Annotated in this window: 15 protein-coding genes; 9 read left to right on the forward strand and 6 right to left on the reverse strand. The window is 68.2% G+C overall.

Translation table 11 applies throughout. From position 1 onward, the window contains the following. Positions 1–2: 2 nt before the first annotated feature. The 6 genes from AB7M35_RS19650 to AB7M35_RS19675 are packed head-to-tail and all read left to right on the forward strand — an operon-like array spanning position 3 to position 5,555. Entirely contained in the window at positions 3–1,283 is a 1,281-nt protein-coding gene (locus AB7M35_RS19650) for a TRAP transporter large permease (RefSeq protein ID WP_453962117.1), read from the forward strand. A gap of 42 nt (positions 1,284–1,325) precedes the next feature. After that, the gene (locus tag AB7M35_RS19655) at positions 1,326–2,123 is read left to right on the forward strand and encodes an HpcH/HpaI aldolase family protein (protein ID WP_453962118.1); all 798 of its coding nucleotides are present in this window, start codon (positions 1,326–1,328) and stop codon (positions 2,121–2,123) included. 13 nt (positions 2,124–2,136) lie between these two features. Then, positions 2,137–3,081 carry a DUF6282 family protein gene (locus AB7M35_RS19660; RefSeq protein ID WP_453962119.1) on the forward strand — a complete coding sequence of 315 codons (945 nt, stop codon included), beginning with the start codon at positions 2,137–2,139 and terminating at the stop codon, positions 3,079–3,081. Between the two features lie 35 nt (positions 3,082–3,116). Continuing rightward, complete coding sequence (locus AB7M35_RS19665; RefSeq protein WP_453962120.1) at positions 3,117–4,043, forward strand: 3-keto-5-aminohexanoate cleavage protein; 927 nt, start codon at positions 3,117–3,119, stop codon at positions 4,041–4,043. Next, positions 4,043–4,783 carry an NAD(P)H-dependent oxidoreductase gene (locus tag AB7M35_RS19670; protein ID WP_453962121.1) on the forward strand — a complete coding sequence of 247 codons (741 nt, stop codon included), beginning with the start codon at positions 4,043–4,045 and terminating at the stop codon, positions 4,781–4,783. Before AB7M35_RS19665 ends, AB7M35_RS19670 begins: the two co-directional genes overlap by 1 nt. A gap of 25 nt (positions 4,784–4,808) precedes the next feature. Then, the gene (locus AB7M35_RS19675) at positions 4,809–5,555 is read left to right on the forward strand and encodes an SDR family NAD(P)-dependent oxidoreductase (protein ID WP_453962122.1); all 747 of its coding nucleotides are present in this window, start codon (positions 4,809–4,811) and stop codon (positions 5,553–5,555) included. 28 nt (positions 5,556–5,583) lie between these two features. On the opposite strand, the gene AB7M35_RS19680 is transcribed toward AB7M35_RS19675, so the two are convergent. The 6 genes from AB7M35_RS19680 to AB7M35_RS19705 form a co-directional block, all read right to left on the reverse strand. After that, positions 5,584–6,438 carry an oxidoreductase gene (locus AB7M35_RS19680; RefSeq protein WP_453962123.1) on the reverse strand — a complete coding sequence of 285 codons (855 nt, stop codon included), beginning with the start codon at positions 6,436–6,438 and terminating at the stop codon, positions 5,584–5,586. 124 nt (positions 6,439–6,562) lie between these two features. Further along, positions 6,563–7,513 (reverse strand): D-2-hydroxyacid dehydrogenase, encoded by a 951-nt coding sequence (locus AB7M35_RS19685; protein ID WP_453962124.1) that lies wholly within the window; start codon positions 7,511–7,513, stop codon positions 6,563–6,565. A 30-nt stretch (positions 7,514–7,543) separates the two neighbouring features. After that, a complete protein-coding gene (locus AB7M35_RS19690) occupies positions 7,544–8,326 on the reverse strand; it encodes an SDR family NAD(P)-dependent oxidoreductase (protein ID WP_453962125.1) in 783 nt (260 codons plus the stop codon). Further along, positions 8,323–9,630 carry a histidinol dehydrogenase gene (gene hisD / locus AB7M35_RS19695; protein ID WP_453962126.1) on the reverse strand — a complete coding sequence of 436 codons (1,308 nt, stop codon included), beginning with the start codon at positions 9,628–9,630 and terminating at the stop codon, positions 8,323–8,325. Before hisD ends, AB7M35_RS19690 begins: the two co-directional genes overlap by 4 nt. Then, a complete protein-coding gene (locus tag AB7M35_RS19700; RefSeq protein WP_453962127.1) occupies positions 9,627–10,730 on the reverse strand; it encodes a hypothetical protein in 1,104 nt (367 codons plus the stop codon). Before AB7M35_RS19700 ends, hisD begins: the two co-directional genes overlap by 4 nt. A 135-nt stretch (positions 10,731–10,865) precedes the next feature. Then, positions 10,866–11,669, reverse strand: coding sequence for an IclR family transcriptional regulator (locus AB7M35_RS19705; protein ID WP_453962128.1), 804 nt, complete (start codon positions 11,667–11,669; stop codon positions 10,866–10,868). Between the two features lie 254 nt (positions 11,670–11,923). Between AB7M35_RS19705 and AB7M35_RS19710 the strand changes: the two genes are divergently transcribed. The 3 genes from AB7M35_RS19710 (at position 11,924) to AB7M35_RS19720 (ending at position 14,825) form a co-directional block, all read left to right on the forward strand. Then, positions 11,924–12,928 carry a TRAP transporter substrate-binding protein gene (locus AB7M35_RS19710; RefSeq protein WP_453962129.1) on the forward strand — a complete coding sequence of 335 codons (1,005 nt, stop codon included), beginning with the start codon at positions 11,924–11,926 and terminating at the stop codon, positions 12,926–12,928. Positions 12,929–13,047: 119 nt separating this feature from the next. Continuing rightward, positions 13,048–13,551: a TRAP transporter small permease gene (locus AB7M35_RS19715; protein ID WP_453962130.1), complete on the forward strand. Its 504-nt coding sequence runs from the start codon at positions 13,048–13,050 to the stop codon at positions 13,549–13,551. Beyond that, positions 13,548–14,825 carry a TRAP transporter large permease gene (locus AB7M35_RS19720; RefSeq protein ID WP_453962131.1) on the forward strand — a complete coding sequence of 426 codons (1,278 nt, stop codon included), beginning with the start codon at positions 13,548–13,550 and terminating at the stop codon, positions 14,823–14,825. The genes AB7M35_RS19715 and AB7M35_RS19720 overlap by 4 nt, the downstream gene beginning before the upstream one ends. Positions 14,826–14,833: the final 8 nt, after the last annotated feature.

Raw genomic sequence — 14,833 nt, forward strand, 5'->3', positions numbered from 1 at the left:
CGATGGGCGGTTTCTTCGGCGTCTTCTTCGTGCTGCTCGCCACCGGTGTGCCGATCGCGCTGGCGCTCGGCGTCGGCGGAATGGGGTACCTGTTCCTCAGCGGCAATGGCGCGGTCCTGCTGGCGCTTCCGCAGCGGATGATGGCCGGCGTCGACCAGTTCATCCTGCTGACGATCCCGCTGTTTCTCCTCGCCGGCATGCTGATGAACGTCGGCGGCATCACCGACCGCATCGTCGAGTTCGCCCGCGCCATGGTCGGCCATCGGCGCGGCGGCCTCTCGTCGGTCACGGTGCTGTCGGCCGGCTTCTTCGCCGGCATCTCCGGCAGCGCGACTGCCGAGGCGTCGGCGCTGGGGTCGATCCTCATTCCGACCATGGCCCGCCAGGGCATTCCGAAGGCCTATGCGGCGGCGCTCGTCGGCGTGAGCTCCATCATGGGACCGATCATCCCGCCGAGCATCACCATGATCATCTTCGGGGTGCTGTCGGGGGTGTCGATCGGCCAGCTCTTCATCGCGGGCGTCATGCCGGGGATCCTGCTGGCGCTCGGCCTTCTGATCTACGCCGGCTGGCGGGCCCGCCGCGACGGCTTCCCGATCACCGACAAGATGGGCTGGGCCGACCGGCGCCGGGCGACGGTGCGCACGCTGCCGGCGCTGATCCTGCCGCTCATCATCGTGGTCGGCATCAAGGCCGGCGTATTCACCCCCACCGAGGCGGCCGCCGTCGCCGTGGTCTACGCCCTGATCATCGGCTTCGCGTATCGCGACCTGACGATCCCGCGCGTCTGGCAGTCGCTGGTCGCGACCTGCTTCGTCAGCGCGTCGATCCTGTTCATCACCGCGATGGCCAGCATCGTCTCGTTCGTCTTCACGCTGGAACAGGTGCCGTCCGAGATCGCCTCGCTGGTGCTGAGCATCACCGACGAGCCGCTGCTCGTGCTGCTGCTCCTGAACCTTGTCCTTCTCGTCCTCGGCATGTTCCTCGAGCCGATCTCGATCCTGATCCTGACCATGCCGATCCTCATGAAGTTCATGACAATCATCGGCATGGAGCCGGTCCAGTTCGGCACCATGGTCGTCCTCAACGTGGTGATCGGCATGGCGACGCCGCCCGTCGGCATCCTGCTGTTCATCGTCTGCGCCACGTCCGGGGAATCGCTGTCGGCGGTGTCCCGGGAGGCGATCCCGCTCATCCTGATCTGCCTGGCGGTGCTGGCTCTCGTCGCGCTGGTTCCGCAGATCTCGCTGTTCCTGCCGCACGCGTTCATGCCGATGCACTGACGCGCCCGGGACCTCACGACGCACACCAACGGAAGGCTTTCGATGACGACCCAGACCACACGCCCGCGCAGCGGCTTTCGCGAGCTCTTCGGCTCCCGCCAGCATCTCGTCGGCACCTTCGTGAAGACGCCGGACGCGCATCCGGTGGAAATCCTCGGCGACGTGGGATTCGATTTCGTCGTGATCGACGAGGAGCACGCGCCCTGGGACCGCGTCACCATCGATCATGCCCTGCTCGCCGCGCGTGCAAGCGGCACCGCCGGCGTCGTTCGGATCTCCGAGCCGACGGCGGCGCGGGTGCTTTCCGTCCTGGATGACGGGGCCTCGGGCATCCTGGTGCCCCACGTCTCGTCCGCCGCGAAGGCGCGCGACATGGCGGCGGCCTGCCGCTACCGCGGCGGCAAGCGCGGGTTCTCCAACACCAACCGCGCCGGCCGCTACGGCCAGACGGGGATGAAGGAGCACATCGCGGCGTCCGACGCGTCCGTCGCCTTCATCGCGATGATCGAGGATCCGGAGGCGCTCGACGAGATCGACGCGATTTTGGCGGTGGACGGTCTCGACGGCGTGTTCATCGGGCGCGGCGATCTCACCGTCGCCTACGGCGCGGAATCCATGGCAGCCCCCGAGGTGGAAAACGCCTGCACCCGCATCTGCGAGGCGGCGGGCAGGGCCGGCAAGGCGGTCGCCGTCATGGTGCCGGGTGCCGACGAGGCCCGGCGGTTTCAGGCGATGGGCGCCTCGGCGTTCATCGTGAGTTCCGACCAGGGCTTCATGCACCAGGCGGCGAGCCGGGCCTATGCGGATCTGGCGGCCGTCGGCGCGCCCAAGGACAAATAGAGGATCAACGGTCATGGCCGATACCACCACCGAGTACCCCACCATCGTGCCGCTTGCGGACATGTCCGACGATCGCGCCGCCGAAGTCGCCGACCTGCTGGTCGGAGCGGTCGATCTGCACTGTCACTCCGGCCCGGCGGCGATGCCGCGCATCCTCGACCACGTCGACGCGTTTCGCCAGGCGGAGGAGGCGGGCTTCCGGGCGCTTCTCTACAAGGACCACTATTATTTGGGCATGCCCCACTGCGCCGTGCTGAAGGCCATCTATCCGGAGTCCAGGGTCGAGCTGTTCTCCGGCGTCGCCCTCAACAGTGCCTCCGGCGGCCTCAATCCGCATGCCGTCGACCACGCCATCAAGCTCGGAGGAAAGATCGTCTGGATGCCGACCTTCGCGGCCCAGAACCACATCCGCTCCTATCAGTCCCAGAGCTTCCCGAAGACGGCGCGGACCATGCTGCCGCCGATTCCGCTGACGGTGCTCGACGCCAACGGCGAGCTGGTGGACGAGGCGAAGCAGATCCTCGACCTGATCGCCGAGGCCGACATCATTCTGGCCGGCGGCCACCTCCACGCCAGCGAACTGGTGGTGCTGTTCGAGGAGGCGGGCCGGCGCGGGGTCCGCAAGATGATGGTGAACCATCCGACCTACGTGATCGGCTGTTCCGACGACGACATCCGCCAGCTGGTTGCGCTGGGGGCCTACATGGAACACTCGATCTGCATGTTCGTGCCGGGCCGGGCGAAGATCCACGAACCCCAGGATCTGGTGCATCTGGTGGAGGTGGCCGGGGTAGACCGGACGGTGCTCGGCTCCGACCTCGGGCTCACCCAGGCGCCGCTGCCGGTCGACGGCTACCGGTGGATCGTCTCCGAACTCCTGGATCTGCAGGTGTCGAAGGCCGACATCCGCAAGTTGGTGTCGACAAACGCCTCGAAGCTGCTGAACCTCGATTCCTGAACGGGAACACCCGGAGCTTGGAAGGGAGACGCGCCTTGTCGCGAAAAGTCATCATCACCTGCGCCGTCACCGGCTCGATCCACACGCCGTCGATGTCGCCGCACCTGCCGGTCACCGCCGAGGAGATCGCCGATGCGGCGATCGGGGCGGCGGAGGCGGGGGCCGCGGTCGTGCACCTGCACGCGCGCGATCCGGAGACGGGCATGCCGGATCAGTCGCCGGAACGGTTCGAGCCGTTCCTGCGGGTGATCAAGCAGCGATCCGACGTCGTCGTGAACATCACCACCGGCGGCGCGCCGACCATGTCGGTGGAAGAGCGGCTGCGGCCGGTGGCGATGTTCAAGCCGGAGATCGCGTCCCTGAACATGGGATCGATGAATTTCGGGCTGTATCCGATGCTCGCCCGCTTCAAGGACTTCAAGACCGAATGGGAGCGGCCGTACCTGGAAGGCTCGAAGGACCGGATCTTCAAGAACACCTTCCAGGACATCGAGAACATCCTGACGACCTGCGCCGACAACGGCACCCGCTTCGAGATCGAGTGCTACGACATCGGCCATCTCTATACGCTCGCCCACTTCGTCGAGCGGGGCCTGGTGAAGCCGCCCTTCTTCGTGCAGAGCGTGTTCGGGATCCTGGGCGGCATCGGCACCCATCCGGAAGACGTGATGCACATGCGGCGCACCGCCGACCGGCTGTTCGGCGACGGCTACCGCTGGTCGGTGCTCGGCGCCGGGCGCCAGCAGATGTCCATCGCCGCCATGGCCGCCTCGATGGGCGGCAACGTGCGCGTCGGGCTTGAGGACAATCTCTGGATCGGCCCGGGCAAGCTCGCCACCTCCAACGCCGAGCAGGTGACCAAGGCGCGCGGCATCATCGAGGGCCTCGGCCTGGAGATCGCGACGCCCGAGGAGGCCCGGGAGATCCTCCAGCTCAAGGGCGCCGACAAGGTGGCGTTCTGATGGAGGCGCCCGGCCCGCAGCAGCGGAACGTCCTGATCGTCCATGCCCATCCGGAGCCGACGTCGTTCAACGCCGCGCTGACGGATCGGGCACGGCGGACGCTCGAGCGGGCCGGCCACGAGGTGACCGTGTCGGACCTCTACGCCGAGGGCTTCGATCCGGTCGCCGGCCGGCACGACTTCACCTCCGTCGCCGACCCGGCGCGCTTCCACTACCAGGGCGAGCAGGCCCATGCCGCGCGGCTGAACGCGTTTTCGCCCGAGCTCGCGCGCGAGCAGGCGCGCGTGGCCGCCGCGGATCTGGTGATTCTGCAGTTCCCGCTGTGGTGGGGCGGGGTGCCGGCCATCCTGAAGGGCTGGTTCGAGCGGGTCCTGGCGTATGGGTTCGCCTATGTGGACGGCGCCCGCTTCGACGCCGGACTGTTCCGGGGCCGGCGTGCCATGTGCTCGCTCACCACGGGCGGAACCGCCGCGCGGTTCGGCCCGGACGCCGTCTACGGCGAGGTCGACCGGGTGCTGTGGCAGGTCCAGCACCTGACGCTGGAATACATGGGCTACGAGGTGGAGGAGCCGTTCATCGCCTACGGCACGCCGCGCGCCGGCGATGCGGAACGGGCGGGCTATCTCGACGCCCTGGAAGCCCGGGTGCTGGAGATGGCGGCGAAGCCGATCGACCGCGGCCTCAAGGTGGACAATCCGCTGGATCTCGTCCCCGACAACGCATGGGCCAAGGCCCGCTAGATCGTCTTTGAAGGTGGGAGCGACGATGGACGGCAACAGACAGTTCAGCGGCAAGGCCGTGCTGGTGACCGGCGGTTCGCGCGGGATCGGGGCGGCGATCGCCCGCCGGTTCGGCGCGCTCGGGGCGGATGTGGCGGTGATCTACCGCTCGAACGCGGACGAGGCGGGGAAGGTCGTGGACGACCTCACGTCCGCCGGCGGACGCGCCGTCGCGATCCAGGCCGACGTCGCAAAGCCCGCCGATGTCGCGCGAATGGTCGAGGAGGCGACGGCCTTCCTCGGTCGGCTCGACATCGTCGTGAACGCGGCCGGTGTGAGCCCGTACCTGCCGCTCGGCGAGATCGACGAGCAGCACTACAGGGACATCTTCGACGTTCACGTGCTGGGCTCGATCATGGTGACGCAGGAAGCCGCGCGGGTGCTGCCCGAGGGCGGCAGCATCGTGCACTTCTCGTCGCGCCTCGCGACGGCGCCGCTGCCGAAGGGCGTGGTTTACTCCGCCTCCAAGGCCGCCGTGTCGACACTGGTGCACGGGTTCGCCAAGGAACTCGGGCCGAAGCGGATCACCATCAACGCGGTGGCGCCCGGCGTGATCGAGACCGACATGACCGAAGCCGCGATCCGCGAGCGGGGCGAGGCGATCGTCGCCGGCACGCCGCTCGGCCGGATCGGTCAGCCCGACGACATCGTCGGCATCGTGACCTTCCTCGCCTCCGACGAAGCCCGCTGGATCACCGGGCGCACGATCCTCGCCGACGGCGGCTTCAACTGAGCCACGCCGCCGGTTGCGCGGAGGATGATCAGGATTTGGCTGGATAGTCGGTGGCGACCCCGACGTCCGCCCAGCGGTCGACCTCGTCGAGGACCGCCGCGAGCTTGGCGCGGACCCGCTCGGTGCCGTTCGCGCCGAGCACGAAATGCAGCGGCGGATCGTCCGACAGCACGGCGTCGATGATGGCCGCCGCCGCGCGCTGCGGGTCACCCGGCTGGTTGCCGGCGCGGCCGGTGACCATGGCGATGCGCGCACCCGCCGTCTCTTCGTAATCCGAGATGCGGTTGGCGGATCGGACGCTGGAGCGCCCCGCCCAGTCGGTGCGGAAGGGGCCGGGTGCCACCGCCGTTACCCGGATGCCGAGCGGTGTCACCTCCTGTGCAAGGGCCTCCGAGAAGCCTTCGACGGCGAACTTGGTGGCATTGTAGTAGCCGACACCGGCCGAGCCGATCATTCCGCCCACCGAGGTGATGTTCACGATCCGCCCGCTCCGGCGGGCCCGCATGCCCGGCAGGACCGCGCGCGTCAGGTCGAAGAGGCCGAACACGTTCGCCTCGAACATGGCGCGGACGGCGTCGTCCTCGCCTTCCTCGATGGCCGAGAAGTATCCGTAGCCGGCGTTGTTCACCAGAACGTCGATGTCACCGAAGCGCTCGTTCGCGGCGGCGAGCGCGGCGCGGACCTCAACCGGATCCGTGACGTCGAGGCGGAGGGTGAGGGCGGACTGCGGAAAGTCGGTGGTGAACGCCGACAGGGTCTCCGGATCGCGGGCGGTGGCGACAACCCGATGGCCGCCCACGAGCGCCTCGGTGGCGATCGCACGGCCGAGGCCGGTCGAGCAGCCGGTGATGAACCAGGTTCGGGAGTCCTTGGTCGATGTCATGGCGGTCCGGGCCTCCTTCTGAGGGCGCCCAGGGGGCGCGGATGGAGCCGGATCGGGCACGGCTCGTGGGCATTGGGCGGCATCTCCTGTCGCGGGGCCGATGCCACCCGACAGGAGAAATCGTCTAGGCGCGCAGGGTTCCCTCGGCGATCAGCCGGTCGAGATGCGTGGTCACGTCGCCGGCGATGCGGGCACGACTCCGCTCGCTGCCGCCGCCGGCGATGTGGCTGGAGATCAGCACGTTCGGGCAGCGCCAGAGCGGATCGTCGCCGGGCAATGGTTCCGGGGTGGTCACGTCCAGCGCCGCGCCGCCGATCGTGCCGGCCTGCAGCGCTTCAACGAGCGCGGTCTGGTCCACCACCCCGCCACGCGCCACGTTGACGAGGATCGCGTCGGACCGCATGGCGGCGAACTCGGCCGCGCCGAACAGGTGCTCGGTCTCCGCCGTCTGCGGCATTGCGAGCACCACCACCCCGGCGCCGGGCAGGATCTCGTGCAGCCGGTCGGGGGTGACGATCCTGTCGGCGAGTGGATCGGCGGTGCCCGACCTGCGGACGCCGACGATCTCGGCTCCGAACGGCCTGAGCCGGGCGGCGATCTCCCGGCCGACGTTGCCGAAGCCGACGATCGCGACGGTCTCGCCTTCCAGGGTGGCGAGCCGCTGCATGACGCTGCGGTCCCAGCGCGCTTCGCGGGTGGAGGCGAGCATGTCCGGCACCCGGCGCAGCAGCGCGAGGATCAGCGTCAGGGCGTGTTCGGCAACGGTGGGCGACACGCCGAGGCTCGGGCCGGTCACGACGACGCCCTCCGGCAGCCCGGCGGCGTCGAAGCCTTCCTTGCCGGCGGTCACGAAATGCATCCAGCGCACGGTGCCACCCCGGGCGATGGCATCGGCAACCTGCCGGGCCTCGGCTTCCGGCGCGTCCGCCAGCACCAGCGCCGACGCGCCGGGCAGCGCGGCGAGGAAGTCATCGAGGCTCTCCGCAACGGTGAGCTCGACGTCCGGCCGCGCCGTCAAGCCGTCGGTGATCAGCTTGCGGGCAAGCGGGATCCGGGCCCAGTAGACAATCCGCATGATGTTCTCCCTTTCCCTCGCCCCGGCGGGTCAGTCGGCGGTCCAGCCGCCGTCGACCACGATGGATGTGCCGGTCACTAATCCCGAGGCGTCGCTCGCCAGATAGACGAGGGCGCCCATGACGTCTTCCAGACGGCCGATGCGGCCGAGCTTGATCCTTGCGAGGACGTCGGCCTTGAACGCCGCATTCTCGAAGAACGGCCTGGTCATCGGCGTCTCGATGAAGGTCGGGCCGATCGTGTTGATGCGGATGCCGTGGGGCGCCAGGTCAACGGCGGCGGCCTTGGTGAAGCCCTCGATGCCGTGCTTGGTCGCGCAATAGAGGGTCCGGTTGGCGCCGCCGACATGACCCATCTGCGAGGATATGGTGACGATCGAGCCACGGCGGCTCTCGGCGATCATCCGCCGGACGACCGCCTGGGTGGTGAAGATCGCGGCCTTGAGGTTGAGCCCCTCGATCGCGTCGTAGTCGTCCTCGGTGATTTCCGTCAATGGCTTCGGCCGGTTGGTGCCGGCATTGTTCACGAGCACGTCGAAGGCGGGCAGGGCATCGACGGCCGCGCGGGTTGCGGCGATGTCGGTGACGTCCAGAACGAGCGCCTCGGCCGATCCGCCTTCGGCGCGCACGCGGTCCGCCGCCGCCTCAATCTCGTCCCGCGAGCGCGCGGCCAGCACGACGTGCGCGCCCGCCTGGGCGAGGGCCGCCGAGAACGCCAGTCCCAGCCCGCGACCCGCTCCCGTCACCAGCGCCCGGCGTCCGTCGAGACGGAACGAGGGCGTGCGCGGCAGCGCGGATCCGGCGTCGTCGCTCATTCCGCCGCCCCGGCATAGGGCACGTTCCTGCCGCCGTACCGGCGCACCCGGACGTTCGCCTGCTCGGCGTGCCCGGAGAAGCCTTCCAGCATGCAGAGGCGCGAGCACACTTCGCCGATGCGGGCGGAGGCCTCGTCGGTGAGCACCTTCTGGTAGGTGCAGGTCTTCATGAACTTGCCGACCCACAGTCCGCCGGTGTAGCGCGCCGCACCGAGCGTCGGCAGGGTGTGGTTGGTGCCGATCACCTTGTCGCCGTAGGCGACGTTGGTGCGGGGCCCGAGGAACAGGGCGCCGTAGTTGCGCATGCGGGCGAGGAAGACGTCCGGATCCCGGGTCATCACCTGCACGTGCTCGGACGCGATGCGGTCGGCCTCCGACACCATCTCGTCGACCGTGTCGCAGACGATTACCTGGCCGTAGTCCTCCCACGCCTTGCGGGCGATCTCGCGGGTCGGGAGGATGTCCAGGAGGCGTTCGACCTCGTCCATGGTCGCGCGGGCGAGCCGCTCGCTGTCGGTGAGGAGCACGGCCGGTGAGTTGGGCCCATGCTCGGCCTGGCCAAGGAGGTCAGTCGCGCAGATTTCGGCGTCGACGCTCTCGTCGGCGATGATCAGGGTCTCGGTGGGGCCGGCCAGCAGGTCGATCCCGACGCGGCCGAAGAGCTGGCGTTTGGCCTCCGCGACGAAGGCGTTGCCGGGACCCACGAGGAAGTCGACGGGGGCGATCGTTTCGGTGCCGAGCGCCATCGCCGCGATCGCCTGGATGCCCCCGAGCAGGTAGATCTCGTCGGCGCCGGCCATGGCCATCGCCGCGACGACGGCCGGTGCTGGCTTGCCCTGGAACGGTGGCGTCATGGCGATCACCCGCTCGACGCCGGCCACCTTTGCCGTGAGCACGCCCATGTGGGCGGAGGCGACGAGCGGATATTTGCCGCCCGGCACGTAGCAGCCGACGCTCTGCATCGGGATGTTCTTGTGGCCGAGGATGACGCCCGGGAGGGTTTCCACCTCCACGTCCTGAAGCGCGCCCTTCTGGATCTCGGCGAAATTCCGGATCTGCGCCTGGGCGAACTTCAGGTCTTCGAGATCGCGCGGCGGGACCGCGGCGATGCATGCCTCGATCTCCTCGGCGCTCAGCCGGAACGTCTCCGGCGACCAGGAATCGAACTTTTCCGACAGCTCCCGGACCGCCGCGTCGCCGCGCTCTGCGATGTCGGCGAGGATCGTCTCGACCGTCGCCTTGGTGCGCGCAGCATCGGCGGCGGAGGCCTCCGGCGTCCGGCCGGACTTGAGGACGCGGATCATCGGGCCGCCCCCTCGCGTGCCGAAGCCGGGGCAACTTCGCCATCGGGCTGCGCCTCGTCCGGAATGTAGTTGCGCCAGTTGCCCGGGATGCGCGGCATCTGCATGAACGTCTTGTGCTGGTCGGCGGCGCGGCCGATCAGGTCGCGCGCATCGAGGCCCTTGTCCTCGAGGAAGGCGGTGAGTTCGGCGAGCGCGCGCTCCAGCAGCTCGAAGCCGTAAACCATCACGGGCGAGGCGATCTCCACGGCGCTCGCCCCCGACAGCATCATCCGCGCCACGTCGCGCCCCGACTGGGCGCCGTTGATGCCGATCAGCGGCTTGTCCGGTCCGATGGCCTTGCGGGTCATCGCCAGCCAGTGGCAGGTGATCGGCAGGTTCCAGTAGCCGCCGATGCCGAGGCTGGTGCCGAACAGCGGCTCCATCGTCTCCAGGTCCGGGATGAAGCCGAGCAGGCGGCCGGCCATGATGGTCGCGCTGCCGCCGGCGTCGAAGGCCGACTGCGCCAGCATGGGGACGCGCTCGCTCTGGCCCGTCGTCTTCACCCAGACGGGGATCGAGACCGCGCCGGCAACCGCGGCAACCTGCTCGGCGAGCCGGTCGGGAGACAGCTCCGTCGACACGTTGCCCTTCGCGGTCTGGCTGGCATAGGGCGTCCCGACGTTGAATTCCATGACGCGCAGGCCGGCCGCCTCGATCGCCTTGGCCATCTCGACGGCCGCGTCGAGCTGGCCGAGGATGATGCTGGGAACCACGTAGGCATCCATCGCCTTCGCCTCGGCATCCAGGCGACGCGTCTGATCCAGCCATTCCTCGAAGGAGAACGGCGACAGCCCCGACCGGCACGCGACCGTCGCGGTGCGCGGCGCCGAGGGATTCCACGGCACGCGCTCCCAGTTCTCGTCGAGCAGCGTGTATTCCGCGCGCTCCATCTGGTCCTTGCCGGCCTCGACCTCGTTGACCGACTTGACGACGACCGCACCGACCCCGCTTTGGAGCGCCCGGCGGACGCCGGTCTCGAAGGTCAGGTGCTCGGCCGATCCTGCGATGATCGGGTTCTTCAGCTCTACGTTGCCGATGCGCGTCGACAGATCGATCGCCATGTCTGCTTCCACCCCAAGTGATTGTTGTTTTGCTGTGTCGTCTCGAAGCGACCGGCTGTTGCGGGCGCTTCGCGGTGGCCCGGGCAGGATCCGCGCCGATGTTGCGCCGCGTGTCCGGGCGGCCAGCCGGTCGCCCTATCCGGCTTGCGCCTTCCGGCTCCAGGGCACGATGCCGCGCCCGAGGTTGTGGGAGATCGCCTGCGCCATCTCGCGCGCGGCGTCGATGAGGTCCTGCGGCGGGTCGCGGGGCAGGAACTGGATCGATCCGACGAGCGCGACCGCGGCGACGAATTCGTCGTGGAGGCCGAAGACCGGGGCGGCCAGCGCATTGATGCCCAGCAGAGCCTCTTCCGGCGCCACGGCGTAGCCGTTCTCGAAGGCCGCCTGGACTTCCGCCCGCAACTGCTCGGGATCGGTGATGGTGAACGGGGTCAGCGGCTTCAGCTCTTCGCGCAGGATGCGCGGGAGCAGCGGGGAGGGGCCGTGGGCGAGCATGACCTTGCCCTGCGCGGAGGAATGGAAGGCGAGCTCGCTGCCGCGCCGGACCCCGATCTCGATCTTGTGGGAGGCGATCGATGTGGAGAGCACCAGCGCGCCGTTCGCCGTCGGCGTGGTCAGCACGGTGGTGATGGAGGTGGCGTCGCGGAACTCCCGCATCGGCCCGTCGGCGGCGCCGGCGAGATCGTTGAGGGGCGGCGCCAGGCGTCCGATGAGCGACGCCTTCACGCCCAGATGATAGCGGGCGCTCACCGGCTCCTGCGCGATGTAGCCGCGCGCGACCAGACCCTGCAGGTGGCGGAAGATCGCGCCCTTCGACAGGCCGACCCGCGCCGCGATCTGCGTCACGCCGAGCGGCTCCTCCGCGAAGGCGATGGTTTCGAGAACGAGCAGCGTCGTCTGTGCCGCGCGGACACCCTGCTCACCCTGGTCGTCTCCCATGAACCTGCAATCCCTGTTGTTCGCGATGACGGTACGAGGTTTCAAAAATTCAGTCAAACGCCATGTCGATGTCTGGATGGCGCATCACAAAGGATGCGGTGAGTGCCCATGGTTCTCCCGGAAAGCTTGCCGAATGCCGCACTGCGGGATGGCGTCGCGGTGCTGCCCACCTGGGCAATTGACAGGATCGTGAACCGTCCATACGCTGATTGAAAACAAGGTTCTCGACAATGGAACACTAGGGAGGGTTCACCATGAAGATCCTGTTGAAGACGGCGCTCGTCTGCGGGGCGGTCGCCGTCGCGCTGACTTCGGCGCAGGCCGCCGACGTTTCGCTCCGGCTGGGGCTGTCGTCGTTCAAGCCGCACCCGTTCAACGACGCCGCCGATCGCTTCGCCGCGAAGGTCGACGAGCTGTCGAACGGCTCGATGGAGATCCAGATCTTCCCCGACCGCCAGCTCGGCGGCGTCAAGGAACTGACGGAGGGTGTTCGCTTCGGGACCGTCGACATGACGATCAATTCGTCGTCGGCGATGGCGGATCAGATCCCCGGCATCAACGCGCTGCAGTTCCCCTTCCTGGTGAACGGCTACTCCGAGTTCGCCGATCTGGTGGTGACGCCGGAGGCGCAGGCGCTCTACGAGGGCCTCGGCAAGAGCGGCGCGATCGCGCTGACGATCTACGAAGGCGGCCAGCGCCACTTCCTCACGATCGACAAGCCGGTCACCACCATGGACGATTTCAAGGGCCTCAAGACGCGGGTGGCGCCGGTCCGGCTGCACCTCGACGTGTTCAAGGCACTCGGCACCAACCCGACCCCGATGGCGTACGGCGAGGTCTATACCGGCCTCGAGACCCACGCCCTCGATGCGGTGGAGACCAACATCTCGTCCATCGCGGCTGAGAAGTACTCCGAAGTCGCGAAGAACGTGCTCCTCACCGGCCACTACTTCTGGCCGGGTCTGCTGATGATCAACAAGGTCAAGTACGACAGCCTGACGCCGGAACAGCAGGAGATCCTGCACAAGGCGGCGCTGGAGACGGTCAAGCCGCAGATCCAGGCGCTCGACGAGTACGACAATGAACTGATGAAGAAGCTCGAGGACGAAGCCGGCGTGAAGTTCGTCGAGCCGAGCCCGGAGATGCGTCAGCAGATGATCGATGCCGTGCAGCCGGTCTACGAGGCCTACATGGGCGCCGATCCGACCATCGCGCCGTTCGTCGCGAAGGCGAAGGCGATCGGCCAGAAGGCCGACTGAACTCAGGCCGTCCGGGCGCGCCGTTCTTCCTTGGCGCGCCCGCCCTTTTTCCGATTTCCCTCCGCCGTCGAGAAGCCGCCAGTCGCGGCGCTTCCGCGGCTCGTCCCGGAGATGGTCCGATGGGTACGGCGAGGCGCATTGCCGCCCTCTACATCGCGCTGATGGAAGCGCTCGGGATGTTCGTCATCGCGGCGATCTCCGTCGTGGCGATCCTGCAGGTGTTCTTCCGATACGTGGTCGGGGCGTCGCTGTTCTGGTCCGAGGAACTGATGCTCTTCATGATGGCCTGGAGCGCATTCGCGCTGGCGGGCCTCGCCTATTCCCGGGGCGAAATGCTCGGCCTGACCCTCGTCGTGGATGCGCTGCCGCGCTGGCCGCGGCTGATCGCCACCGGGTTCGTCCGCCTCGTCATCATCGGCTTCCTGCTGGTCGTCGCCTGGTATGGCTTCGACTTCGCCTGGCGCACCCGCTTCGACTACGCCACCGCGCTGCGCGTGCCGATGGTCTGGATCCACCTGTGCGTGCCGGTCGGCTGCGTGCTGATGGCGCTCCACGTGGTCGCGTCCTTCTTCGTCGGCGAGGGCGATGCCCCCCACGAAGGCATCAATGAGGGCATGATTTGACCGCGCTTCTCATCACCTTCGTGGTGCTCCTCATCCTCGGAGCACCGATCGTCTTCGTCATCGGCGTCTCGATGTTCGCCTATTTCATCGCCACCGGGCAGTTCCAGTTCCTGCTCGTGCTGCCCCAGCGCATGTTCGCCGGAACCGACCAGTTCGTGCTCCTGGCGATCCCGCTGTTCATCCTCGCCGGCAACCTGATGGAGGTCGGCGGGCTGACCACCCGGCTGCTGAACTTCGCGAACGTGCTGGTCGGTCGGTTCCGGGGCGGCGTCTCGCTGACCGCGATCTGGTCGAGCCTGCTGTTCGGCGGCGTCAGCGGATCGGCGGCGGCGGACGCGGCCGCCCTCGGCTCGGTGCTGATCCCCGAGATGAAGCGCCAGGGCTACCAGACCAGCTACGCGGCGGCGCTGATGAGCATGAGCTCGATCATGGCGCCGCTGATCCCGCCTTCGATCGCGATGGTCATCTTCGGGGCGCTGTCGAGCACGTCGATCGCCAGGCTGTTCGTCGGCGGCATCGTGCCGGGGTTCCTGCTCGCCATCGGGCTGACGGTCTACGCGTCGTGGATCGCCCGGCGGCGCAACTACCCGCGCTTTCCCGCCCCGACCTTCGGCGCCTTCGTCAAGGCGTCGGTCGATGTGCTGCCGGTCCTGGTGCTGCCGCTGATCATCGTGGTCGGCATTCGCGGCGGCGTCTTCACGCCGACGGAGGCGGCCGCCGTCGCGGTGATGTACGCGCTGCTGGCCGCCGGGATCTTCTACCGCGACCTCGGCTGGCGGCACGTCCGCAAGGCGCTCCTCAACACGGCGGTACTGTCGTCGGCGATCTTCATGCTGGTCGCCATGGCCAACATCGCCTCGTTCATCTTCGCGATGGAGAGGGTGCCCCAGCACGTCGTCGAGGGGCTGTTCGCCATCAGCGAGAACCCGATCGTCGTGATCATCATGGTCAACATCGTGCTCCTGTTCCTGGGCATGGTGCTCGACGCGGCCGCGATCCTGATCCTCACGGTGCCGGCTCTCGTCGGCATCGGCCAGGTGCTGGGCATGGACCCGGTCCATCTCGGCGTGATGGTGGTCTTCAACGTGCTGATCGGCTTCGTCACGCCGCCGGTGGGCCTCTGCCTCTTCATCGTGTCCAGCATCGCCAAGATCGGCGTCGACAAGGTCTCGATCCAGGCGCTGCCGATGCTGCTGATCGCCGTCGGCGTCCTGATGCTCATCACCTTCGTTCCCGAAATCGTCCTGTTCCTGCCCAACCTCATCGTCGAGTAGCGGGCGGA

This window comes from Amorphus suaedae (genome assembly GCF_053629675.1).